Source organism: Mesorhizobium erdmanii USDA 3471 (assembly GCF_000472705.1).
Lineage (GTDB): Bacteria > Pseudomonadota > Alphaproteobacteria > Rhizobiales > Rhizobiaceae > Mesorhizobium > Mesorhizobium erdmanii.
The window spans coordinates 103591-126661 of record NZ_AXAE01000013.1; the positions used below are offsets into that span (position 1 = coordinate 103591).

At 63.7% G+C, this 23071-nt stretch carries 21 protein-coding genes; 11 read left to right on the forward strand and 10 right to left on the reverse strand.

Annotated features, from left to right (window positions below; genetic code table 11):
- Nucleotides 1–6 precede the first annotated feature (6 nt).
- The 7 genes from fdhF (at nucleotide 7) to A3AU_RS0109575 (ending at nucleotide 7160) form a co-directional block, all read left to right on the forward strand.
- Nucleotides 7–2919: a formate dehydrogenase subunit alpha gene (gene fdhF / locus A3AU_RS0109545; RefSeq protein ID WP_027052601.1), complete on the forward strand. Its 2913-nt coding sequence runs from the start codon at nucleotides 7–9 to the stop codon at nucleotides 2917–2919.
- Nucleotides 2920–2921: 2 nt separating this feature from the next.
- Nucleotides 2922–3752, forward strand: coding sequence for a formate dehydrogenase accessory sulfurtransferase FdhD (gene fdhD / locus A3AU_RS0109550; protein ID WP_027052602.1), 831 nt, complete (start codon nucleotides 2922–2924; stop codon nucleotides 3750–3752).
- Nucleotides 3742–4053 (forward strand): formate dehydrogenase subunit delta, encoded by a 312-nt coding sequence (locus A3AU_RS0109555; protein WP_027052603.1) that lies wholly within the window; start codon nucleotides 3742–3744, stop codon nucleotides 4051–4053. Before fdhD ends, A3AU_RS0109555 begins: the two co-directional genes overlap by 11 nt.
- A 112-nt stretch (nucleotides 4054–4165) precedes the next feature.
- On the forward strand, nucleotides 4166–5719 hold the full coding sequence (locus A3AU_RS0109560) for an alpha/beta fold hydrolase (RefSeq protein WP_027052604.1): 1554 nt from the start codon (nucleotides 4166–4168) through the stop codon (nucleotides 5717–5719).
- Nucleotides 5720–5828: 109 nt separating this feature from the next.
- Nucleotides 5829–6308 carry a carboxymuconolactone decarboxylase family protein gene (locus A3AU_RS0109565; RefSeq protein WP_027052605.1) on the forward strand — a complete coding sequence of 160 codons (480 nt, stop codon included), beginning with the start codon at nucleotides 5829–5831 and terminating at the stop codon, nucleotides 6306–6308.
- Between the two features lie 85 nt (nucleotides 6309–6393).
- Nucleotides 6394–6756 (forward strand): nuclear transport factor 2 family protein, encoded by a 363-nt coding sequence (locus A3AU_RS0109570; RefSeq protein ID WP_027052606.1) that lies wholly within the window; start codon nucleotides 6394–6396, stop codon nucleotides 6754–6756.
- 89 nt (nucleotides 6757–6845) lie between these two features.
- Nucleotides 6846–7160, forward strand: a complete 315-nt coding sequence (locus A3AU_RS0109575; RefSeq protein ID WP_027052607.1) for a hypothetical protein — start codon at nucleotides 6846–6848, stop codon at nucleotides 7158–7160.
- Between the two features lie 202 nt (nucleotides 7161–7362).
- On the opposite strand, the gene A3AU_RS0109580 is transcribed toward A3AU_RS0109575, so the two are convergent.
- From A3AU_RS0109580 to A3AU_RS0109615, 8 genes are all read right to left on the reverse strand, one after another.
- Nucleotides 7363–8790, reverse strand: coding sequence for a gamma-aminobutyraldehyde dehydrogenase (locus A3AU_RS0109580; RefSeq protein WP_027052608.1), 1428 nt, complete (start codon nucleotides 8788–8790; stop codon nucleotides 7363–7365).
- A 100-nt stretch (nucleotides 8791–8890) separates the two neighbouring features.
- On the reverse strand, nucleotides 8891–9706 hold the full coding sequence (locus tag A3AU_RS0109585; RefSeq protein WP_027052609.1) for an ABC transporter permease: 816 nt from the start codon (nucleotides 9704–9706) through the stop codon (nucleotides 8891–8893).
- On the reverse strand, nucleotides 9696–10664 hold the full coding sequence (locus A3AU_RS0109590) for an ABC transporter permease (RefSeq protein WP_027052610.1): 969 nt from the start codon (nucleotides 10662–10664) through the stop codon (nucleotides 9696–9698). The genes A3AU_RS0109585 and A3AU_RS0109590 overlap by 11 nt, the downstream gene beginning before the upstream one ends.
- Nucleotides 10661–11659, reverse strand: coding sequence for an ABC transporter ATP-binding protein (locus A3AU_RS0109595; RefSeq protein WP_027052611.1), 999 nt, complete (start codon nucleotides 11657–11659; stop codon nucleotides 10661–10663). The genes A3AU_RS0109590 and A3AU_RS0109595 overlap by 4 nt, the downstream gene beginning before the upstream one ends.
- A gap of 186 nt (nucleotides 11660–11845) precedes the next feature.
- On the reverse strand, nucleotides 11846–13000 hold the full coding sequence (locus A3AU_RS0109600; protein ID WP_027052612.1) for an ABC transporter substrate-binding protein: 1155 nt from the start codon (nucleotides 12998–13000) through the stop codon (nucleotides 11846–11848).
- 221 nt (nucleotides 13001–13221) lie between these two features.
- Nucleotides 13222–14133, reverse strand: a complete 912-nt coding sequence (locus A3AU_RS0109605) for a LysR family transcriptional regulator (RefSeq protein WP_027052613.1) — start codon at nucleotides 14131–14133, stop codon at nucleotides 13222–13224.
- 79 nt (nucleotides 14134–14212) lie between these two features.
- Nucleotides 14213–14830 carry a DedA family protein gene (locus tag A3AU_RS0109610; protein WP_027052614.1) on the reverse strand — a complete coding sequence of 206 codons (618 nt, stop codon included), beginning with the start codon at nucleotides 14828–14830 and terminating at the stop codon, nucleotides 14213–14215.
- The gene (locus A3AU_RS0109615) at nucleotides 14827–15474 is read right to left on the reverse strand and encodes a class I SAM-dependent methyltransferase (RefSeq protein ID WP_245235448.1); all 648 of its coding nucleotides are present in this window, start codon (nucleotides 15472–15474) and stop codon (nucleotides 14827–14829) included. The genes A3AU_RS0109610 and A3AU_RS0109615 overlap by 4 nt, the downstream gene beginning before the upstream one ends.
- Before the next feature lie 236 nt (nucleotides 15475–15710).
- Between A3AU_RS0109615 and A3AU_RS0109620 the strand changes: the two genes are divergently transcribed.
- Nucleotides 15711–16385, forward strand: a complete 675-nt coding sequence (locus A3AU_RS0109620) for a response regulator transcription factor (RefSeq protein ID WP_027052616.1) — start codon at nucleotides 15711–15713, stop codon at nucleotides 16383–16385.
- A 10-nt stretch (nucleotides 16386–16395) separates the two neighbouring features.
- The gene (locus tag A3AU_RS0109625; RefSeq protein ID WP_027052617.1) at nucleotides 16396–17757 is read left to right on the forward strand and encodes a sensor histidine kinase; all 1362 of its coding nucleotides are present in this window, start codon (nucleotides 16396–16398) and stop codon (nucleotides 17755–17757) included.
- Between the two features lie 65 nt (nucleotides 17758–17822).
- Here A3AU_RS0109625 and A3AU_RS0109630 read toward each other — a convergent pair whose 3' ends face one another.
- The gene (locus A3AU_RS0109630) at nucleotides 17823–18599 is read right to left on the reverse strand and encodes a DeoR/GlpR family DNA-binding transcription regulator (protein WP_027052618.1); all 777 of its coding nucleotides are present in this window, start codon (nucleotides 18597–18599) and stop codon (nucleotides 17823–17825) included.
- A gap of 423 nt (nucleotides 18600–19022) precedes the next feature.
- On the opposite strand from A3AU_RS0109630, the gene A3AU_RS0109635 reads away from it, so the two are divergent.
- Both A3AU_RS0109635 and A3AU_RS0109640 read left to right on the forward strand, forming a co-directional pair.
- Complete coding sequence (locus tag A3AU_RS0109635; protein WP_027052619.1) at nucleotides 19023–19910, forward strand: phosphotransferase family protein; 888 nt, start codon at nucleotides 19023–19025, stop codon at nucleotides 19908–19910.
- Nucleotides 19907–22360 carry a GcvT family protein gene (locus A3AU_RS0109640; RefSeq protein ID WP_027052620.1) on the forward strand — a complete coding sequence of 818 codons (2454 nt, stop codon included), beginning with the start codon at nucleotides 19907–19909 and terminating at the stop codon, nucleotides 22358–22360. Before A3AU_RS0109635 ends, A3AU_RS0109640 begins: the two co-directional genes overlap by 4 nt.
- Here A3AU_RS0109640 and A3AU_RS0109645 read toward each other — a convergent pair.
- Nucleotides 22357–22989, reverse strand: coding sequence for a class I SAM-dependent DNA methyltransferase (locus tag A3AU_RS0109645; RefSeq protein ID WP_027052621.1), 633 nt, complete (start codon nucleotides 22987–22989; stop codon nucleotides 22357–22359). The genes A3AU_RS0109640 and A3AU_RS0109645 overlap by 4 nt on opposite strands.
- Nucleotides 22990–23071 lie beyond the last annotated feature (82 nt).

Here is a 23071-nt window from a genome sequence, read left to right on the forward strand (position 1 = left end):
TGGCAGATGAACATCAAGGCCGACTTCCCGACACTCGTCGAAGAACTCGACTACGGAACCCCGGAATCGAAGGCGCAAAAGCAGATCACGCTGATCGTCGACGGCCGCAGCATCAGCGTGCCGGAAGGCACGTCGATCATGCGCGCGGCGATGGAAGGTGGGGTCGAGATCCCCAAGCTTTGCGCCACCGACATGCTGGATTCGTTCGGCTCCTGCCGTGTCTGCCTGGTCGAGATCGAAGGGCGCGGCGGCACGCCGGCCTCCTGCACGACGCCGGTCGGCGAAGGCATGGTGGTTCGCACGCAGTCGGACCGGCTCGACGCCATCCGCCGCGGCGTCATGGAACTTTACGTTTCCGACCATCCGACCGGCTGGAACGAAAAGGCCGGGACCGGCGCGAGCGAGTTCGACGCGGTGGCGAAGTCGGTCGGCCTCTCCGAGAACCGCTACGGTGTCGAAGGCCGCAACCACGTCAAGGAAGAGAACGGCGTCGCGCCGGGCCATGGTTCGCTGGCGGTGGACTACATCGCCCGCGATGAAACCAACCCCTATTTCACTTATGATCCGGCGCAATGCATCGTCTGCTCGCGCTGCGTGCGGGCCTGCGAGGAAGTGCAGGGCACGTTCGCGCTGACCATCGAGGGCCGCGGTTTCGAATCGCGCATGGTTGCCGGCATGCATGAGGATTTCATCGCCTCGGAATGCGTCTCCTGCGGCGCCTGCGTGCAGGCCTGCCCGACCGATGCGCTGCGCGAAAAGACCGTGCTCGAAAAGGGCATGCCGGAGCGCTCGGCCGTGACCACCTGCGCCTATTGCGGCGTTGGCTGCTCGTTCAAGGCCGAAGTGAAGGGCGACGAGGTCATTCGCATGATGCCCTACAAGGACGGCATGGCGAACCACGGCCATTCCTGCGTGAAGGGCCGCTTCGCCTATGGCTACGCCACCCACAAGGACCGCATCTTGTCGCCGATGATCCGCGAGAAGGTCAGCGACCCCTGGCGGGAAGTGAGCTGGGAAGAGGCGATCGCCCACACGGCCAAGGAATTCCGCCGGATCCAGTATCAATACGGCCGCACCTCGATCGGCGGCATCACCTCCTCGCGCTGCACCAACGAGGAAACCTATCTCGTCCAGAAGCTGGTGCGGCAGGGTTTCCGCAACAACAATGTCGATACCTGCGCCCGCGTCTGCCACTCGCCGACCGGCTACGGCCTCGGCCAGACTTATGGCACCTCTGCCGGCACCCAGGATTTCGACTCCGTCGAGTTCACCGACGTCGCCGTCATCATCGGCGCCAATCCCGCATCCGCCCATCCAGTGTTCGCCTCGCGGCTCAAGAAGCGGCTGCGTCAGGGCGCCAAGCTGATCGTGCTCGATCCGCGCCGCACCGAGATGGTCAAGTCGGCGCATATCGAGGCCGACTATCACCTGCCGCTGAAGCCCGGCACCAACGTGGCGGTGCTGACGTCGCTGGCGCATGTCATCGTCACCGAAGGGCTGTTCGACGAAGCCTTCATCCGCGAACGCTGCGACTGGACGGAGTTCCAGGATTGGGCTTCCTTCGTCGCCTTGCCGGAGAACAGCCCGGAAACCGTAGGCAAGCTTTCCGGCGTTGACCCGGAGCTGATCCGGGGTGCTGCGCGGCTCTATGCCAAGGGCGGCAACGGCGCGATCTATTACGGCCTCGGCGTCACCGAGCACAGCCAGGGCTCAACCACGGTGATGGCGATCGCCAACCTCGCCATGGCTACCGGCAATATCGGCCGGCCTGGTGTCGGCGTGAATCCGCTGCGCGGCCAGAACAACGTGCAGGGCTCGTGCGACATGGGCTCCTTTCCGCACGAACTGCCCGGCTATCGCCACATCTCGGGCGAGGCAGTGCGCGACATCTATGAAAGCCTGTGGGGCGTGAAGCTGGACGATGAGCCCGGCCTGCGCATCCCCAACATGCTGGATGCCGCTGTCGACGGCTCGTTCAAGGGCATCTACATCCAGGGCGAGGACATATTGCAATCCGACCCCGACACCAAGCATGTCGCCGCCGGCCTCGCCGCCATGGAATGCGTCGTCGTGCACGACCTCTTCCTCAACGAGACGGCGAACTACGCGCATGTCTTCCTGCCGGGCTCGACCTTCCTCGAGAAGGACGGCACCTTCACCAATGCCGAGCGCCGCATCAACATGGTGCGCAAGGTGCTGGAGCCAAAGGCGCGCTATGCCGACTGGGAAGCGACGCAGGAGCTTGCCCGTGCGATCGGGCTGGACTGGAACTACCAGCATCCTTCCGAGATCATGGACGAGATCGCCAAGACGACGCCAAGCTTCGCCAGCGTCTCCTTCGATCTGCTCGACCGTGTCGGATCGGTGCAATGGCCCTGCAACGAAAAGGCGCCGCTCGGCACGCCGATCATGCATATTGACGGTTTCGTGCGCGGCAAAGGCAAGTTCATCCGCACCGAATATGTGGCGACCGACGAGAAGACCGGGCCACGCTTCCCACTGCTTTTGACCACCGGCCGTATCCTCAGCCAGTACAATGTCGGCGCGCAGACGCGGCGCACCGACAATGTCATGTGGCATTCGGAAGACAGGCTTGAGATCCATCCACATGACGCCGAAAACCGCGGGCTCAGGGATGGCGACTGGGTCCGGCTGACCAGCCGCTCCGGCGAGACGACGTTGCGGGCGCTGATCACCGACCGTGTGTCGCCTGGCGTGGTCTACACAACCTTCCACCATCCGGACACGCAGGCCAACGTCATCACCACCGACTTCTCCGACTGGGCAACCAACTGTCCGGAGTACAAGGTGACGGCGGTACAGGTCGGCGCCTCGAACGGCCCGTCGGACTGGCAGCGCGATTACAACGAGCAGGCCGAGCACAGCCGGCGCATCGCCCCGCTGCAGGCGGCGGAGTAGTCTTGGCAGCGCGCCGCAAAGCAACGACTGAGACATCGCGGCTGGCGCACCGCGCCAGCGGCACGGCTGCGGGCAACCGCATGGTGCCCGAGGAGACGCCGGTGGCGTTTTCCTTCGCCGGCACGACGCATGCGGTGATGATGGCGAGCCCGGCCGATTTTGAGGATTTCGCGCTCGGTTTCTCTTTGACCGAAGGCATCATCGCCGACAGCCAGGAAATCGAGGCGATCGAGGTCGAGGATCACGGTGCCGGCATCGATATCCAGATCCGGCTGAAGGATCTCGCCAATACGCGCTTCGAGGCGCGGCGGCGCAGGCTTGCCGGACCTGTCGGCTGCGGGCTGTGCGGCATCGAGTCCATCGAGGAAGCGATGCGCTCCGTCGATGCCGTTGGTGCGTCAAAACTTACGCTTGATGCCGAAGATATCACCCGTTCGGTGAAGCTGTTGTCGAAGGTGCAGCCGCTGCATCAGGAAACCGGCGCGGTGCATGCCGCGGGTTTCTATATCCCCGGCAAGGGCGTCGTCATGGCGCGCGAGGACGTTGGCCGCCACAATGCGCTGGACAAGCTGGCCGGCGCTTTGGCCAAGGCCGGCATCGACGGCGCATCGGGGGCTGTCGTGGTGACGTCGCGCGTCTCGGTCGAAATGGTGCAGAAGACGGCGGCGATAGGCTCGGCCTTCATTATCGCCGTCTCGGCGCCGACCGCGCTTGCCATCCGCACCGCTGATGAAGCCGGCATGACGCTGGTGGCGCTGGTGCGCGGTGATGATTTCGATGTTTTCACCCACCCCGACCGGGTGGTCTTGGGAGTTGCCAAGCATGTCGCATGACGAAGACCACATCACGAGCACCAGCGAAAAACTGGTGCGCATGGCCAATCAGATCGCCGCCTTTTTCCACTCCCGGCCGCGCGAGGAGGGCGTTGCCGGCGTCGCCGAGCACATCAACAAGTTCTGGGAACCCAGGATGCGTCGGCAGTTTTTCGAGATGCTGGACAATGGCACCGACGGCTTCGACGAACTCGTCGTGGTCGCCTCCGCCAGGATCAAACGGCCGATCACGCCAGCCGAGGCTGATTTGAAACTTGGAATCAAGGTCCCTCCGGGCGACCTTGCTGGCGCGCAGAAATAGCCGCAGGCGGCGCTGGCTTATATTTCTTCCTGCTAAAGTTTAAGCTGCCGCTATCGACGCGGCTCTGCTATGGTTGGCGATCAGAAATCGTCAGGCCGGGCGCAAGAAACTCGTGAGGCCGATCGAGACCCGATATGCCCTCAGTGGCGAGGTGCGGATCGCCTATCAGGTGGTCGGCCAGGGCTCGTTTGATCTCGTCTTCGTCCCGGGCTTCATTTCCAATCTCGACCTGCATTGGGAAGACGAGGGCTATACCAGGCTCTTGAGGCGGCTTTCGGCATTCTCACGGCTGATCCTGTTCGACAAGCGCGGCACCGGTCTTTCCGACCGTGTCGATGTCCATAACCTGCCCAGCCTGGAGACCCGCGTGGACGATGTGCGCGCGGTGATGGATGCGGCCGGCAGCAGCCGGGCCGCCTTGCTCGGCGCTTCCGAGGGCGCACCGATGGCAATGCTGTTCGCCGCCACCTATCCGGAGCGGACGCGGGCGCTGGCGCTCTATGGCGGCTATGCGCATTTCCACAAATGGGTGATGCCGCCCGAACGCCTCAACGCCTTCATCGCCAACGCCGACACCGCCTGGGGAACCGGAGCCACCTTGCCCAATTTCGCGCCGGGCCGGGTTGATGACGCGCATTTCACCCAGTGGTGGGCGCGTTTCGAGCGGCTGTCGGCGAGCCCGACAGCAGCAGCGGCGCTGGCGCGGATGAACGCGGAAATCGACGTGCGCGGTGTGCTGGCGGCGATCGGCGCGCCAACGCTGCTGATCCATCGCCGCAACGATGCACGCGTCGATCCCGACGCCAGCCGCTTCCTGGCCAAGAAAATCCCGAATGCGCGGCTGGTCGAGATTCCCGGGCGCGACCATCCGATCTGGACCGGCGACGTCGACCGGGTCGCCGACCTGATCGAGGAGTTCCTGACTGGTGAGCCTGCGGTGGCCGAGGTGGATCGCGTGCTGGCGGCACTTCTGGTGACGCGCATCTACGATACGACGCGGATGGGCGACCGAATGTGGAGCGAACGCAGCGAGCGGTTCCAGGAAACCTGGCGGTCGCTGGTTGGGCGCCATGGCGGCCGCGCGCTGGGGACGCAGGGCGAAATGATGATTTCGCGCTTCGAGGGGCCGGCGCGCGCCATACGCTGTGCGGCGGCACTGCGCGAAGCGGCGCAAGGCATCGGCGTGGCCAGCGCGCAGGGCGCCCATGTCGGTGAGATCGAACTGCGGGGGCCGCCTGTGGGGTTGACGGCCCGTGTAACGATGCAGCTTGCCGCGCACGCCAGCCGAGGCGACATCATCGCTTCGCGGCTGGTCGCGGAACTCGCAACCGGCTCAGGCCTGCATTTCGAGGATGCCGGCCGGATCGCGCTGGACGATCTGGACGAACCGATGGCGCTGGTACGGGCAATGACCGAACAGCACCTGGAGCCCGACTGTCGTGCCAGGACCAAAACGGCCGAACCGGCCGTGCTGACGGTGAGGGAGAGCGAGGTGGTGAGCCTGGTTGCCGACGGCAAGAGCAATGCCGCGATCGCCGCCGAACTCAGGCTGAGCGAGCACACGGTCAAGCGCCACGTCGCCAACATATTGCTCAAGCTGGATTTGCCGTCGCGGGCGGCAGCAGCGGCATTCTCGGTCAGGCACACTGGCCCGGACGGGCCATGAGAGCCATGGCGCTTTCGGGCGAAGCGGGCACACCAATGTAAGCGCTATCAATTCCCCCATGCAGGCCAAGGCGGATATCGCCGTTGGGGCGCTGCGAACGGAGGATGAAATGCTCAAACCGAAACTGAATGTCGGATCATTCGTGATCGCCGCAAGTATCGGGGCGCTGATCACGATCACTCCCGCAAAGGCCGAGGATGCGTCGGCAACGGCCGCCTACAAGGACATCCAGGCAACGCTCGGCTCGGTGCCGGACATGTTCAAGACATTGCCTGATGTGGCGATCGCCGGCGCCTGGGCCGAAATCAAGGGCGTCCAGCTGAATCCGAAAACCGCGCTTGATGGCAAGACCAAGGAACTGATGGGCCTTGCGGTCGCCTCGCAGATCCCCTGCCAATATTGCATCTACTTCCATACCGAGGCGGCCAAGCTCAACGGCGCCAGTGACGAGGAGATCAAGGAAACGATCGCGATGGCGGCGATCGTGCGCCACTGGTCGACAATCCTCAACGGCAGCCAGGTCGATCTCGCGACCTTCAAGAAGCAGACAGACGACGTCTTCGCCGCGGTGAAGGCGAAATCGCAGTGAAAATCCCTGTCCGGCGGTGAGCGCCGGGCGACGCCTACTGAACATAGAACCGCCCGATCGTGAAGACGGGCACATGGAGGATGAAATGCTGACCAAGACACAAGTCGTAGATGGCGCGGCGATCAAGAAGGCGATCGAAACCCGCGACGGAAAGATGCTGTCGAGCTTCTATACCGACGACGCGCTGGTGCGCGTGATCGACCGCAACAACCCGCCGAGCAAGCCGCGCGAAGTTCGCGGCCGCGCGGCGATCGCCACCTTCTGGGACGACATCTGCAGCCGGGCGATGACCCACAAGGTCGACACGACGATCGCCGACGGCGACAGCCTCGCCTTCACCCAGGCCTGCGCCTATCCCGACGGCACGAAAGTGTTCGCCGCGGCGATGCTGGAGCTGAAGAACGGCCGGATCGCGCGGCAGACGGTCGTGCAGGCCTGGGACGAATAGATCAACCGCGAAACAGTACTTGTTTCACGCAATCCCTGACGGAAAACCGCCGGGCACTTTTCCTGGAATTGCTCAAGAGGAGAACCGACATGTTCAGCGCCAGATGGCAGATCGACGCCAAGTTCGGGCACAAGCAGGCCGTGCTCGAACTGTTGAAGAAATGGGAACGCGAGATCGGCTCGCAGGTCGGCCTCGCCGACCTCAAGTTCCAGATCATGACCGGATCGATCGGCGCGCGGGAGGCGACCGTCGAGTCGCATCACCAGGTCGAGAGCCTGGCCCAGCTGGAACAGTTCTTCGCCAAGATCGGCAAGATCGACGCGCACGCCAAATGGGGAAAGGAGATGGAGCCCTATGTCGTGTCAGGCACCAGCCTGTGGAACATCTATCGCATTGTGGAATAGCAGGCAGATGAGGGGCAGAGCCAGCTTCTGTAAGGCTTGCGCCGCCCCTCATCCGGCCCTTCGGGCCACCTTTTCCCCGTGAACGGGGAGAAGGGAAAACTAATGCATGTCGCCCAGAAGTGACCTCGGTTCTGGGAGAACGACATGCATAAAAACAAGGACCTAAAGCGCGTCGCATGAATCCGTTTCGACGCGACGCGCTTTAAGCGTGCGCCACCATCACATGGCGCACGGCGGTATAATCCTCGAGCGCGTAGAGCGACATATCCTTGCCGTAACCGGACTGCTTCAGCCCGCCATGCGGCATCTCGTTGGTCAGCATGAAATGGGTGTTGATCCAGGTACAGCCATATTGCAGGCGGGCCGCGGTCGCCATGGCGCGCGAAACATCCTTGGTCCACACCGATGACGCCAGGCCGTAGTCGCTGTCATTGGCCCAGCTTACCGCTTCGTCGGCTTCGGCAAAGCGGGTGATGGAGACAACCGGCCCGAACACTTCGCGGCGCACGATCTCGTCCTCCTGCAAGGCGCCGGCAACGACGGTCGGCTGATAGTAGAAGCCGGTGCCTTCGCCCGGCTTGCCGCCGGTGGTGATCTCGATATGCTTCAACTCCGAGGCGCGCTCGACGAAGCTCGACACGCGATCACGCTGGCGGCGCGAGATCAGCGGGCCGATCTCGTTCTCGGTGTCGTCCGATAGATCGTACTTGATGGTCGAGACGGCCGAGGACAGATCGGCGACGAGCTTGTCGTAGATCTTCTTGCCGGCATAGATGCGGCAGGCCGCGGTGCAATCCTGGCCGGCATTGTAATAGCCGAAGGCGCGCAGGCCGTTGACCACCGCACCCAGATCGGCGTCGTCGAAGACGATGACCGGCGCCTTGCCGCCGAGTTCGAGATGCGTGCGCTTGACCGACTTGGCGGCGGCCTGCAACACCTTCTTGCCGGTGGCGACGTCACCGGTGATCGAGATCATATTGACCTTCGGATGGTTGATCAGCGTGTTGCCGACGCTGTCGCCGCGGCCAAGCACGACATTCACGACACCTTCGGGCAGGACATCGGCCAGGATCGTCGCCAGCTTCAGCGCCGTCAGCGGCGTCTGTTCCGACGGCTTGAAGATGACCGTGTTGCCGCCGGCGATTGCCGGTGCCAGCTTCCAGGCCATCATCATCAGCGGATAGTTCCAGGGCGCGATCGAAGCGACGATGCCGATCGGGTCACGTCGCACCATCGAGGTGTGGCCGGGCAGGTATTCGCCGGCGACCACGCCCGGCATCGAACGCACCGCCCCTGCGAAGAAGCGGTAGCAGTCGACGATGGCCGGGATCTCGTCATTGAGCACGGCATTGATCGGCTTGCCGCAGTTCAGTGCTTCGAGAGCGGCGAACTCTTTCGCTTCGGCCTCGATGCGGTCGGCGATCTTGAGCAGGTAGCCGGAGCGCTGCGCCGGCGTGGTGCGCGACCACAAGACGAACGCTTGTTCGGCTGCACCGACAGCCGCCTCGATCTGCGCCTGGCTCGCCTCTGGCAGGTTGAGAATCGTCGCCCCTGTCTTCGGATTGAGGATCGGCTCCTCGGTTTCCGTGCCCTTCTCGAATTTCGAGCCGATCAGCATCTGGGTGTCCATGGGCGTCTCTCCTTGGTCAGGAGCGAGTAGCGAATTAGCTGATAGCGAATGGGGCTGCGTCTCCCTTGTTCGCTATTGGCTACTCCCTATTCGCTGTTCTTCATTTACCCGAACCAGCGATCTGGTCACCGTCGCGGGTCAGGTAATAGGCAAACAGGATGGGCAACAGCGTCACCAGCACGACGACCATGGCCACGACATTGGTGACCGGACGCTGGCGCGGGCGGATCAGTTCCTCCAGCATCCAGATCGGCACGGTCTGCTGCTGGCCGGCGGTGAAGGTGGTGACGATGACCTCATCGAACGAAAGGGCGAAAGCCAGCATGCCGCCGGCAAGCAGTGCGGTGGCGATGTTGGGCAGCACGATATGCCTGAAGGTCTGGAAGCCGTCGGCGCCGAGATCCATCGAGGCCTCGATCATCGAGCCGGAGGTGCGGCGAAAACGGGCGACCGCGTTGTTATAGACGACGACCACGCAGAAGGTGGCGTGGCCAAGCACGATCGTCCAGAACGAGAAGGGGATGTCGGCGAGCGCAAAGGCCGAGCGGAGCGCGATGCCGGTGATGATGCCGGGCAGCGCGATCGGCAGGATGACCAGCAGCGAAATCGTCTCTCGGCCAAAGAATTTTGTCCGTGAAACAGCAGCGGCGCACAGCGTGCCGAGTACCAGCGCAATCGCGGTCGAGATGGCGGCGACGCGCACCGACAGCGACAGCGCTTCCCAGACATCCGGCCGGTTCCAGGTGACGGCGAACCATTGCGTGGTCAGCCCGGGCGGCGGCCAGACGAAGCTCTTTTCCTCGGTGGTGAAGGCGTAGACGAAGATCAGCAGGATCGGCAGATGCAAGAACAGCAAGCCGCAGGCGGCGGCAATCTTCAGGCCGAGCGGAGCCGATTGACCACGGTCAGAGCGCATCGAAGGCCCCCATGCGCTTGGCGCCCCAGAGGTAGAAGCCCATAATGACGATGGGCACCACGGTGAAGGCGGCTGCGAGCGGGATATTGCCGGCGGTGCCCTGCTGCGAATAGACGGCCTGGCCGATGAACAGCCGCGAGGTGCCGATGATCTGCGGGATGATGTAGTCGCCCAATGTCAGCGAGAAAGTGAAGATCGAGCCGGCGACAATGCCGGGCAGTGCCAGCGGGAACAGCACGTTGCGGAACGTCTGGCCGGGCGACGCGCCAAGGTCGGACGAAGCTTCCACCAGATTGCCGGGCACTCGCTCGAGTGCTGCCTGGACCGGCAGGATCATGAAGGGCAGCCAGACATAGACGAAGACGATGAAGGTGCCGGTGAACGACACCGACAGCGAATTGCCGCCGACAACCGGCAGCGACAGCCAGGCGTCGAGCAGCCATTGCAGATACAGCTTGCCGAACAGCCAGGTGAGGATGCCTTCCTTGGCGAGGATCAGCTTCCAGGCATAGATCTTGACCAGGTAGCTCGACCACAGCGGCAGCATGACGCCGAGATAGAACAACGCCTTCCAGCGACCGCGCGCATAACGCGCGGCATAGTAGGCGATCGGGAAGGCGACGACGGCCGAGGCCAGCGTGACCAGCGCCGCCATCGTCACCGTGCGCAGGATGATGTCGAGATTGGCGGCCTGCAACAGGTCGCCATAGGTCTTCAGCGTGAGCTCACGGTTGATGAGGCCGGAGAACTCGTCGATGGAGAAAAAGCTCTGCGCCAGGAGCGCGAAGAGCGAGCCGATATAGACGATGCCGAGCCACAGAACCGGCGGCAAAAGCATCAGCAGGAGCAGGAGTTGCGGTCGACGCCAGAACAGGTCTGACAGCGCACCCCGCATGCCGCCGCTGCCGGGCAGGATGGCGGGCGCCGTGGCTCGCGGCATGGTGGCGTCGACGCTCATGCCGGCTCGTCCATCAGATGCAGATGCTCGCGGTTGAAGGTGAGCACGACCGCCTCGCCTTCGACCGGCAAAGCCGTGCCGGCCGGCACAACGGCATGCAGCTTCAATCCGTCGGCATCGAGCGCCAGCCTGGTGGTAGCGCCGAGATAATTCGTCGAGACGAGGCGCGCGGCGACGCCTTCGCCACTTGTGGCGCGGCCGACGCGAATTGATTCCGGCCTGAGACTCCCCCAGCGGTGCTGGCCGGAATAGCGCTGGACGAAGTCCGGCGGCAGCACGTTGGAGGAGCCGACGAAATCGGCGACGAAGCGCGTCTTCGGTCGCTGATAGATGTCCTCGGGCGTGCCGATCTGCATGATCCTGCCGTCGTTGAAGACGGCGACGCGATCCGCCATCGACAGCGCCTCACCCTGGTCGTGGGTAACGAAGACGAAGGTGATGCCGAGCGCTTTCTGCAGCGATTTCAGCTCTTCCTGCATGTTCTCGCGCAGCTTGAGGTCGAGGGCGCCGAGCGGCTCGTCGAGCAGCAGCACCTTGGGCTGGTTGACCAGCGCACGGGCGAGTGCGACGCGCTGGCGCTGGCCGCCGGAGAGCTGGCCGGGGCGGCGGGCGCCATAGCCGGGCAGCCGCACCAGCGACAGCGCCTCCTCGGCCGCCTTGTGCCGTTCGGCCTTGCCGACCCCTTTGACCATCAGCCCGTAGGCGACGTTGTCCAACACATTGAGGTGCGGGAACAGCGCGTAGTCCTGGAAGACGGTGTTGACGTTGCGGCGATAGGGCGGCACGCCCTCGGCGCGCTCGCCGAAGATCGAGATCGAGCCGGCCGTCGGCTGCTCGAAGCCGGCAATCAACCTAAGACACGTCGTCTTGCCAGAACCCGACGGCCCGAGCATGGCGAAGAACTCGCCCGGCGCAATGTCGAGATCGACCGCGTCGACAGCGCGAACGCTGCCGAAATGGCGCGAGACTTGTTTGAAGGAAACGGCTGATGTCATGGGGTTGTCCTGATCTGTCAGGCTCTTCAAAAATTCAGGCGCAAGTGCTGCCCCTCATCCGCCTGCCGGCACCTTCTTTCCGCATAGTGACGGGGAGAAGGGAAGCGCACCGACGCTGGCGATCCCCCTCTCCCCGTTTTTCACGGGGAGAGGGTAAGGGTGAGCGGCAGCGCCAACCTTTGGAGTTTAGCGTCCGCCGATGACGCCGATATAGTCCGACACCCAGCGGTAATAGGGCACGCACTGGTTGTTCTGGCTGGCGCATTTGGTCACCGGCGTCTTCCAGAACTTGATCTTGTCGAAATTGTCGTAACCGTTGGTCTTACAGCCTTCGTCGGTCAAGAGCTCGTTGCCCTTGCAGGCTGCGGGCACCACGGGGAGCGATCCGAACCAGGCCGAGACATCGCCCTGCACCTTCGGCGACAGCGAATGTTCAAGCCACATATAGGCGCAGTTCGGGTTGGCGGCGTCGGCTTCCATCATGGTGGTGTCGGCCCAGCCGGTGACGCCTTCTTCGGGCACCGTCGAGGCGACCGGCTTTTTGGCGGCAACCAGTGTGTTGACCTGATACGGCCACGAACCCGACGCGACGACGCCTTCATTCTGGAAATCGTCGACCTGGATAGCGGCGTCATGCCAGTAGCGACCGACCAGCGTGCGCTGGACGCGCAGCAGGTCGAGCGCGGCCTTGTACTGGGCCTCGTTGAGCTCGTAGGGGTCCTTGATGCCGAGTTCCGGCTTGTGGAACATCAGGTAGTTGGCAGCGTCGGCAATGTGGATCGGGCCGTCATAGGCCTGGACGCGGCCCTTGTTGGACTTACCGTCGGGCAGCTTCATCTCCTCGAAGACGACGTTCCAGCTCTTGGGCGCTTCCTTGAACACCTCGGTGTTGTACATCAGGATGTTAGGCCCCCACTGGTAGGGAACGCCGTAATGCACCTTGTCGACGGTGAACCAGGGCGCGTCCTTGAGCCGGTCGTCGACCGTCTTCCAGCTCGGGATGAGATCGGTGTTGATCGGCTGCACCCGCTTGCCCGCGACCAGGCGCAGCGAGGCGTCGCCCGAAGCCGTGACGAGGTCGAAGCCGCCCTCGTTCATCAGCGAGACCATCTCGTCGGACGTGTTGGCGGTCTTGACGTTGACCTTGCAGCCGCTCTCCTTCTCGAAGGCCGTGACCCAGTCATAGCCCTTGTCGGTCTCGCCGCGCTCGATATAGCCGGGCCAGGCAACGATGTTGACCTGGCCTTCGCCCTTGCCCAGCTCCTTGACCTGGGCGATGGCCTGACCAGAGAAGGTCAGCGCGACCGTTAGCGCAGTGCATGACTTCAGGAATGAATTCATCGTCGATCTCCCATTTTGGCGCCTAGCCCCCGAAAGCCGGTTCCGGTTTTCGCTTGAGGTCACGCGCGGACTGAAAAGCTGTCAGTTCGTCCTATGGACTTGATACCGCTCTGATGGCGAGTTTGGTCCTTGGAACGGAAGGTGCGTGGAAAAATCCGGTTTCGCAAATTCATTTATCAGAAAGTCGATATCGGTTTTTCCGATAGATTTGCACTCTTCAATCAGGGACGCTGGCGGACGGTCCGCTGCGACTGGGCAAGGCCGATGAAATCGCGCGCCGCCTGCGGCAGGCCGGAGCCCCGCCGCCAGACCACGCCGACCTGAACCACCGGCAAGGAACCGGAGACATCGCGCGATTCGATGCGGTCGCCTTCCAGCGACCACGGCCGGTAGACGAGGTCGGGCAGCAACGCCACGCCAGCGCCGGTGGCGACCAGGCTGCGCACCGCTTCCACGGAGCGGGTGCGAAAGGCGACATGCGGCTTGGCGCCGATCGCCGTCAGCAGTTTTCCGGTATTCTCCTCGATCTCGTCGACAGTCAGCATGATCAGCGGCTCGCCGGCAATGTCGCCAATGCCGATGATGTCGGCGCCGGCGAGCGAATGGCCGAGCGGCAACCACAGGCGATAGGCCGAGACTTCGAGGATTTCCGATTGCAGCGCCGTGCGGTCGCGTAAATTGGAGGTGACCATGACGGCAATGTCGAGCTTGCCGCCGATCAGGAGATGTTCGAGGTAGTCGCCATTGTCCTCGATGGCCGAGACCTCGACGCCCGGATAGGCACGGCGATAGCGGGACAGAAGATCCGACAGCACATAGCCGGCGACCAGCGAGGTGACGCCGAGTTGCAGCCGGCCACCCGCCACGGCCTGTTCGCCGGAAAAAGAGCGGCGGGCGTCGGAGACGTCGGCGAGGATCTTCGTCGCGTGGCGCAGGAACTGGTGGCCCTTATGGGTGATGTTGAGGCCACGCGGATGCCGCTCGAACAGTTCGACGCCGAGATCACTTTCGAGCTCCTTGATCGCTTCGGTGACCGACGATTGCGAGATGGAGAGGTTCTGCGCCGCGCCCGACACCGTGCCTTGCTCGGCAACGGCGATGAAGAACTGCAACTGGCGGATGGTGAAAGCCATGGCCGGACTAAACACCGGCGGCCAAGCGAAGGAAAGCCAGCGGAGGAGCTTATCCCATGACTGGCGACTGTTGCCGCACTCAGCCGCGCTCCAGCCTGATGCGGCGCCGCCATGCGGGGCCATAGCGCAACGCCAGCATGAAGGTCGTCTCCAGTGCCACGACGATGATGATGATGCGCAAGCCCACGGTGAAGGAATCCTGGCCGCTGCCATGCAAGAGATAGCCGGTCAGGAGAAAGCCCGCATTCCAGATGGTCGCACCGAGCAGCGTCGCGATCGCGAAGGGCAGAGCCGGCAGACAAAGCGCGCCTGCCGCGATCGGCAGGTAATTGCGCACGGTCGGGATGAACTGCGCCAGCAGGGACACCCGCACATGCTTGCGGCGATAGGCCTGACCAAGTTTGCGATAGGTGGCGGGACGCAGGAAGACATATCTGCCGGCACGTTCGATCAGCCTGTCGGCTCGGTCAAATCCGATCCGACGGCCAACCCCGTACCAGACAAGGCAGCCGGAGAAAGAGGCAAGCGTCGTCACCACCAGCAGGATCGCCAGCGTGAAACCGTCCGGCGCCGCCGTCATGCCGAGAAACAGCAGCAGCACATGCGAGGGCGGAACCGGAAGGATCTTCTCGGTGAAAGCGAGGCAGAAAACGCCGAACAGACCAAAGCCGAGAATGGCCGACAACGGACCGGTCATGCGATGCGCCAGTCATAGGTCCCTGACGTCTTGATCCTGGCGATGCGATAGACCGTGGCAGGTGGTAAGTTGCGAAAGGTATGGCCGACCCGGGTGGCATCAAGATCGAGCCGATCGAGCAGCGACTGGTCGAACGGGCAGCGCCGGCCGAGCGTGAACTGATAGAGCGCTCCGCCCGGCCGAAGGTTCGCGAAAACGCCTTCAAGAATGGCAAGCGTCTTGCGTGGCGAAATCAGCCGGAAGGGCAGCCCGCTGACGGCGGCACCGACCACGGGCCCGGGAAACAGCGACAGATGGCGCAGACCGGCTGCATCCATTTCAAAGATCCGGGCGGAGGGAAAGCGCCGCATGAGCAGAGCCGCAAAATCCGGATCGGACTCGATCAGCGTCAAATCCTCCTCCCGCACTCCGCGCGACAGCAGCGCGCGTGTGAAAGGGCCGGTGCCTGGACCGAGTTCCAGAACAGGGCCTGTCTCGGAACCGATATCGCGCGTCATCAATGCCGCGAGGCTCGAACTGGACGGCGTGACCGAGCCAATCTTGAACGGCGCAACGGTCCACGCCATCAGAAAAGACAGAGCATCATTTGCAGACATAATATCCTCGATCCCGGACAAGAACACGCCACCAGTTGGCGCGGCCACCTGATTTCGTTTCAGCGTCGGACCCGAAGCTGTTGCGTATCCGGGCCCGACGCCTTGACGCCGGCATGGCGATTCGTGCCGACCGGCGCTGTTTGCCGCGACTGGATTGCATAGACATTGCGCAATATAGCGGATGCAAAGAAAGCGTCTGTCGTCCTCGGGTTGTTCGGCTTGCCATGTTTACGCAATGTTGGCGCGGTAGCGCCCGATGAGTGTTCTTTGCCCGGGGATTGTCGATGCGTATCTTGCTGATCGAAGACGAGCCCGAGATGGTCTCGGCGCTGCGTGCCGCGCTCAAGCGCCACGACATGGTGGTCGATCACGCCGGCTCGATCGTCGAGGCAGAAGGCTTCGTTGCCGCCGACAGCTACGACGCCATCCTGCTTGACCGCCAGTTGCCGGATGGCGACGGGCTGTCACTGGTGCCGCAATTGCGTTCGGCGAAGAACACCACGCCGGTGCTGATGCTGACGGCGAAGGGCGACACGTTGGACAAGGTCGACGGGCTGGACATGGGCGCGGACGACTATCTGGCAAAGCCGTTCGCTTTCGAGGAATTGCTGGCCCGCTTGCGCGCGCTGCTCAGGCGCCCGGCACCGTTGCAGTCGCAGTTCATCCGCGCCGGCGATCTGGTGCTTGATGTCGGACATCGCGAGGCCGCGATCCGCGGCGAGCCGCTCAGCCTGCCGCGGCGCGAGCTGCTGGTGCTGGAGGCGCTGATGCGGCGCACCGGCCGCATGGTGCAGCGCGAAGCCTTGATGGAGGCGGTGTTCGGCCTCGACGACGAGATCCAGTCCAACGCGCTCGACACCCATGTCTCGCGCCTGCGCCGCAAGCTTGCGGAAGCGGCAAGTGGCGTGACGATCAACGGCATTCGCGGCGTCGGCTATCTCCTGCGCGAAACGCCATGAGCACCAAGCGATGAGCCTCAAGCGCCCGCGTTCGCTGAAATGGAGCCTGGTGCTGCGCATCGCCTTGCTGCAATGCGCGATGCTGACGCTGATCATCGTCGGCATCATTGGCGGCATGCTTGCCACCGGCCTCATCCCACACGACTACGAGGACGGAACGATGGACGTGCTGGCCGATGCGGTGGCGCGCGATGCAGGCGGCAGGCTCGTCGTCAACGCGACGCCGGACATGGCAATGCTGCGATCGAACGTTCCCGACCTTTGGTTCGTCATCCGTGACAAGCAGGGGCAACGGCTGCAGGAGGGCACGGTACCGGCAGTGTTCCAGCCCTTTGTCAGACTGCTGGACACCATCAGCGACGCCCGTATCGACCATGCAATCGGCGAGGCCGCGCCGCCGGAGGGAAAGATCCGCTGGACCGACACTGCCGCCGGCAATGTCCAGATTTTCACCGGCACCAAGGGCGGGCTTTCGCTAACGCGCCTGCTCGGGCAGGCGCCGCAATTCTTCCTGCAAGGCATCTTGCCGCTCGCCGGGTTGATGGCGCTGGCGACGCTGGTCGCCACGCCTTGGGTGGTGCGCGGTGCTCTCTCCGGTCTTGGCCATGCGGCGGCCGAAGCCGAGCGTATCGACATCGACCAGCGCGGCGTGCAGCTGCCACTGAAGGACGTACCAAGGGAAGTCACGCCGCTGGTGAAGGCGGTGAACGCTGCCCTTGCGCGTCTCGACAAAGGCTACGAGCGTCACAAGCGCTTCCTGACCGATGCCGCCCATGAACTCAGGACACCGGTCGCCATCCTCAACACGCGCCTTGCCTCGCTGCCGGCGACGCCGGAGCGGGCACGGCTGCTGCAGGACGCGGCACGACTTTCAACGCTGACCGACCAGTTGCTCGACCTGCAACGCCTCGACCGGCAAGCTACATCCTTCGCGAAGCTCGACCTGGTGGCGATCGCGCGCGGCGTCATCGTCGATCTCGCGCCGATGGCATTCGCGGCCGGGTACGAGATGTCGTTCGAGCCGGAACGGGAGACGGTCCTCGCCAGCGGCGACCGCACCGCGATCGAACGTGCCGTGACCAATATCGTCCAGAACGCCATCGAGCATGGCGGCCGCGCCGGCAAGATCACCATCAGCGTTGCGGCTCCGGCCGTCATCGAGGTGCGGGACGAAGGCGACGGGGTGCCGCCGGGCGAGCGGGAGCGCATCTTCGAGCCGTTCTACAGGTTGCGCCCGCAAGATCACGGCGCCGGGCTCGGCCTCAACCTCGTGCAGGAAATCATGCGACTGCATGGCGGCCGCATCGAGATCCTCGACGGCAAGCCCAGCGGTGCATGCTTCAGGATGAGTTTTCGCGCCTTGCCCGCATAGCGTCATCGCAAGCGATCGGCCCATGCAGGCGTGCGGTGCGCGCGCCCATCAGTGGCTTGTTTCGGTTAGAATCCGGCTTCGCCGCCGGCAATGCTGAGCCGTGCGCCGGCCTGTGCCAGCGCGGCGGCGATATCGCGTGGCGGCGGTTGGTCGGTAGCGAGTTCGGAGAAGCCGTCGAAGCCGCAGACCTGAACCAGGCCCTGCCGGCCGAATTTGGTGTGGTCGGTAATCACGAGCGACCGCTGGCCACGCGACAGCACCATGCGGGCGAATTCGGCCTCTTCCAGATCATAGTCCATGACACCGGTCACGGCATCGACTGCGCCGGTGGAGATGACGGCATGGCTGACCGAGAAGCGGCTGACGAACTCGATGGCCGAAGTGCCGAACGCGGCGCCTGAATCGCTGCGCAATTCGCCTCCGGCCATATAGACCTTGTTGCCGTTGATGGTGGCCAGCGTGCGGGCGATGTCGGACGAATTGGTGACGACCGTCAGGCGCCGATGGCCGAGCAGTTCGCGGGCCAGGAACGAAGTCGTGGTGCCGGTGTCGAGCATGACCGATTCGCCGTCGCGGATGGTGGCGGCGACCATGCGGGCAATGATGCGCTTGGCATCGGCATTCTCGCGCATGCGTCGTTCGAAGGGCGCTTCGCCAACCATCGACGGCAGGCCGATGGCGCCATGCATCTTCACTACCGAGCCATCACTGGTGAGCGGCTTGACATCCCGGCGCACGGTTTCGAGCGAAACACCCAGCCGGTCGGCAAGGCTGGCGATGGTCACGGTTCCTTCTTCCTGGAGCACCCGCAGGATTTCGCCGTGGCGTTTGGAATGGACCATTTGGTTTCCCGGATTAAGATGCTTGACCGGTTTTAAGGTAATTCGAGTGCTTTTAAAGGGAATCCGACTCGGTTCGGGCAAAACACCCAAAAAAAGTCACATGTTTTTGTTGACAACCGGGCAACCCTGGCGTGAAATCCAGGCATAAACAGGGGTTTCGGAACTGCAACGGGAGGGTGATGGCAGAGCCGCAACTCACCGACCAGACGGTTTTGATCGTGTCTGGCGGAATGAATTCTCAGATCCGCGGGGGCGGATGCCGGGTTCACAAACCTGGCCAAGGGGCTCGTCGGTGCGGTGCGGGATACCAATCCTGGCGTCCCGCACCGACGAGATTATTTGCGTTTCTCCCCAGCATCGTCGCGCTGTCCACGGCGCCTTGTCGAAGCCCGCAAACCAGGCCAGCAAAACAGGGATAATTCCGTGATTGCCGAAGATCGCATCCGCGCCCTGCCCTGCTGGACCGGCGCCATCGAGATCGCCCCGCTGCCCGGCGGCCTGAGCAACGCCAATTATGTCGTCAGTGACGCTGCCGGACGGCATGTCGTGCGCTTCGGCCAGGACTACCCTTTCCACCATGTCTTCCGCGAGCGCGAGGTGATGACCGCGCGGGCGGCCCATGCCGCCGGGTTCGCGCCGGCGGTGCGGTATGCCGAACCGGGAATCCTGGTGACAGCGTTCCTTGGCGCCAAGACCTATCTGGCGGAGGACGTTCGCGCCAATCTCGGCCGCGTCGCCGCCCTGATGCGCGCCTTTCACCGGGAAATGCCCAATCATATCTCCGGCGCCGGCTTCATGTTCTGGGTGTTCCACGTCATCCGCGACTATGCGCGCACGCTCGAGGAAGGCGGCAGCCGCAAGCGCGTCGACTTGCCGCGCCTGCTGACGCTGGCCGACGAGTTGGAGCGGGCACAGAAACTGCTGCCGATCGTGTTTGGCCACAACGATCTTTTGCCGGCCAACATTCTCGACGACGGCAGCAGGCTGTGGCTGATCGATTTTGAATATGCGGGCTTCAACACGGCGATGTTCGACCTTGCAGGCGTCGCCTCGAACGCCGGCATGAGCGATGCGGAATCCTTTGCCTTCCTGACCGCGTATTTCATGAAGGAGCCGGACGAGGCGATCCGCCGTTCGCACGCCGCCATGCAATGCGCCTCGCTGCTGCGCGAGGCGATGTGGAGCATGGTGTCGGAACTCTATCTCGACGCACCCGGCATCGACTACGTCGCCTACACCGAGGAAAACCTGGTGCGGCTCGACGCGGCGCTGGAAAACTACCGGACAAAATACGGGATCCTGAAATCATGACCTTACCCAGCCAGGCCGCCATCGTCGTCATCGGCGGCGGCATCATCGGCTGTTCGACGGCCTATCATCTGGCCCGCGACCACAAGGCCGACGTCGTGCTCATCGAACAGGGCAAGCTGACCTCGGGCTCGACCTGGCACGCGGCCGGCCTGGTCGGGCAATTGCGCTCCTCGGCCTCGATCACCCGCGTGCTCAAATACTCGGTCGATCTCTACAAGGGGCTGGAGGCCGAAACGGGCCTTGCCACGGGCTGGAAGATGACCGGCTGCTTGCGGCTCGCCACCAATGCCGACCGCTGGACCGAATACAAAAGGCTGGCGACGACGGCGAAGAGTTTCGGCATGGACATGCATCTTCTGTCTCCGGCCGAGGTCAAGGCGATGTGGCCGCTGATGGAAACTGGCGATCTCGTCGGCGCCTCGTGGCTGCCTACCGACGGCCAGGCGAGCCCTTCCGACATCACCCAGTCGCTGGCCAAGGGCGCGCGCATGCATGGCGCCAAGCTGTTCGAGAATGTCCGCGTCACCGGCTTCGAGATGAGGGATGGCCGCATCACCGCGGTGAAGACCGATCAAGGCGACATCGCCTGCGACAAGGTGGTGAACTGTGCCGGCCAGTGGGCGCGGCAGGTCGGCGCCATGGCCGGGATCAACGTGCCGCTGCAGCCAGTCAAGCACCAGTACATCGTCACCGAGAAGATCGCGGGGCTGGCGACCGATGCGCCGACGCTGCGCGATCCAGACCGGCGCACCTATTTCAAGGAAGAGGTCGGCGGGCTGGTGATGGGCGGCTATGAGCCAAATCCGCAGGCGTGGACGACTGGTCTCTCCGGGGGGGACGTGCCCAATGACTGGGAGTTCCGGCTGTTCGACGACGACTACGACCATTTCGAACAGCACATGACACAGGCGATCGCGCGCGTGCCGGCGCTGGAGACGGTCGGCGTCAAGCAGATGATCAACGGTCCGGAGAGCTTTACTCCGGACGGCAATTTCATTCTCGGCACGGCACCCGAATGCGCCAACATGTTCGTGGGCGCCGGTTTCAACGCTTTCGGCATCGCCTCGGGCGGCGGCGCCGGCTGGGTGCTTGCGCAATGGGTGGTCGACGGCGAAGCGCCGCTCGACCTGTGGGTGGTCGACATCAGGCGTTTTTCCAACCTGCACCGCGACCGGCAGTGGGTGTGCGAGCGCACGCTGGAAGCCTATGGCAAGCACTACACGATCGGCTTCCCGCACGAGGAGTATGCCTCAGGCCGGCCGAGCATCGTCTCGCCGCTTTTCGACAGGCTGAAGCAGCAGCGCGCCGTGTTCGGCTCGAAGCTCGGCTGGGAGCGGCCGAACTGGTTCGCGCCGGAGGGTGTGGAGCCGCGGGACATCTATTCGATGGGACGCCAGAACTGGTTCGCGGCGGTTGGCGACGAACACCGGCATGTGCGCGAGCATGTCGGCATCTTCGACCAGTCGTCCTTCGCCAAATATGAGCTGAGCGGACCCGACGCGGCCAGGGCACTGGACTGGATCTGCGCCAACGATGTCAGCAAGCCGGTCGGCAGGTTGATCTACACGCAGCTTCTCAACACGCGCGGCGGCATCGAGGCCGACCTCACCGTGGCGCGATTGGCCGAGGAGAAATTCTACATCGTCACCGGCACCGGTTTCCGCACACATGATGCCTCATGGATCAGCGACCACATAGGCGAAGGCCTCAATGCCGGGCTGACCGATGTGACCGAGGATTTCGGCACGCTGTCGCTGATGGGGCCGCGTGCACGCGATGTGCTTTCAGCGGTGACCGATGCCGATGTGTCGAACGCCGGCTTCCCGTTCGGACACGTGCGCGAAATCACCATCGCCGGCCATACAGTTCGGGCGCTGCGCGTCACCTATGTCGGCGAGCTTGGTTGGGAGATGCACGTGCCGATTGCGGCGACAGGCGAAGTCTTCGACGCGCTGATGGCGGCAGGCGGCAGATACGGCATCCGGCCGGTCGGCTACCGGGCGCTGGAATCGCTGCGGCTGGAAAAGGGCTACCGCGCCTGGGGTTCCGATATCACGCCCAACGACACGCCGCAGGAGGCCGGTCTCGGCTGGGCGGTCAAGCTGCGCAAGAACGCCGATTTCGTCGGACGGCGCGCGCTGGAGAAGATCGGCGGCGCTCCTTTGAAGAAACGCTTTGCCGGCTTCACGGTGGACAATCCCGAAATCGTGCTGCTCGGCCGCGAGACCATCCTGCGCGATGGTGAGTCGGTCGGCTACCTGACCAGCGGCGGCTATGGCTACACAGTGGGCAAAAACATCGGCTATGGCTATGTGCGCAACGCCGAAGGGGTGAGCGACGATTTTCTCACCTCGGGCGCCTACGAGCTGGTGGTGGGGATGGAGCAAACGCCGGCGAAAATCCATCTCGAGCCGATGTATGATCCAGCGGCGGAGCGGGTGAAAGCCTAATTCACCCGCAAGGCGAGGCCGCGGCTCGGTACGGTATCGGCTTCTCCCGGCATCGAGACGTAAGGGCGCGTTTCCTCGACGCGGGTGACGAGCCCTTGCGCTTCGAGTTCGGCGATGCGCGAAGCAAAACCCTGCTCCCAGAGCGTGTTCTTCACCGTCAGCACGATGACACCACCCGGCCGGCAGATGCGGATCAGCTCGTCCAGCCCTTCGACCCCGACATGACCTGAGGTGAAGACCCCGGCCGCAACAATCCCGGCATAGGCATCGTCGGCGAAGGGAAGTGTGCCGCCGAGCGCCAGGCAATGCAGCGCCGAATAGACGCCCTTGCGGGCGGCCTGGTCCAGCATGCCGTGCGAGATGTCGAGAGCCTCGACTTGCGGATAGCCTGCAATATCAAGCCATTCGCCGATGAGCCCGGTGCCGGCGCCGGCGTCGAGCAGCGGGGCTGAGCCGCGCGGCACATGACGGGTCAGCAAGGCAAGGCAGATCGTCGGATGGCGATAGCCGGCGGCCGACATATCGGCGTCGTAGGTCTGCGACCAGCGGTCATAAAGGGCTGCCACCTCTTCGGGTCGCTTGGCTGCGTAGGCCTCGCCCAGCGCGCCATGATGTTTGCTGTCCGTCAACCTGTTCCCCAATCCATTGTCTTTGCGGCATGATAGCCAAACGACGAAAATTGTGGAACCGTTGCGGTGAGAAATATCGGCG

What these genes read in the sequence shown, in the direction of transcription:
- fdhF (WP_027052601.1), top strand. Translation starts at nt 7, where the DNA reads ATGAACATCAAGGCCGACTTCCCGACACTCGTCGAAGAACTCGACTAC.
- A3AU_RS0109555 (WP_027052603.1), top strand. Translation starts at nt 3,742, where the DNA reads ATGTCGCATGACGAAGACCACATCACGAGCACCAGCGAAAAACTGGTG.
- A3AU_RS0109565 (WP_027052605.1), top strand. Translation starts at nt 5,829, where the DNA reads ATGCTCAAACCGAAACTGAATGTCGGATCATTCGTGATCGCCGCAAGT.
- A3AU_RS0109570 (WP_027052606.1), top strand. Translation starts at nt 6,394, where the DNA reads ATGCTGACCAAGACACAAGTCGTAGATGGCGCGGCGATCAAGAAGGCG.
- A3AU_RS0109575 (WP_027052607.1), top strand. Translation starts at nt 6,846, where the DNA reads ATGTTCAGCGCCAGATGGCAGATCGACGCCAAGTTCGGGCACAAGCAG.
- A3AU_RS0109580 (WP_027052608.1), bottom strand. Translation starts at nt 8,790, where the DNA reads ATGGACACCCAGATGCTGATCGGCTCGAAATTCGAGAAGGGCACGGAA.
- A3AU_RS0109585 (WP_027052609.1), bottom strand. Translation starts at nt 9,706, where the DNA reads ATGCGCTCTGACCGTGGTCAATCGGCTCCGCTCGGCCTGAAGATTGCC.
- A3AU_RS0109590 (WP_027052610.1), bottom strand. Translation starts at nt 10,664, where the DNA reads ATGAGCGTCGACGCCACCATGCCGCGAGCCACGGCGCCCGCCATCCTG.
- A3AU_RS0109595 (WP_027052611.1), bottom strand. Translation starts at nt 11,659, where the DNA reads ATGACATCAGCCGTTTCCTTCAAACAAGTCTCGCGCCATTTCGGCAGC.
- A3AU_RS0109600 (WP_027052612.1), bottom strand. Translation starts at nt 13,000, where the DNA reads ATGAATTCATTCCTGAAGTCATGCACTGCGCTAACGGTCGCGCTGACC.
- A3AU_RS0109605 (WP_027052613.1), bottom strand. Translation starts at nt 14,133, where the DNA reads ATGGCTTTCACCATCCGCCAGTTGCAGTTCTTCATCGCCGTTGCCGAG.
- A3AU_RS0109610 (WP_027052614.1), bottom strand. Translation starts at nt 14,830, where the DNA reads ATGACCGGTCCGTTGTCGGCCATTCTCGGCTTTGGTCTGTTCGGCGTT.
- A3AU_RS0109620 (WP_027052616.1), top strand. Translation starts at nt 15,711, where the DNA reads ATGCGTATCTTGCTGATCGAAGACGAGCCCGAGATGGTCTCGGCGCTG.
- A3AU_RS0109625 (WP_027052617.1), top strand. Translation starts at nt 16,396, where the DNA reads ATGAGCCTCAAGCGCCCGCGTTCGCTGAAATGGAGCCTGGTGCTGCGC.
- A3AU_RS0109630 (WP_027052618.1), bottom strand. Translation starts at nt 18,599, where the DNA reads ATGGTCCATTCCAAACGCCACGGCGAAATCCTGCGGGTGCTCCAGGAA.
- A3AU_RS0109640 (WP_027052620.1), top strand. Translation starts at nt 19,907, where the DNA reads ATGACCTTACCCAGCCAGGCCGCCATCGTCGTCATCGGCGGCGGCATC.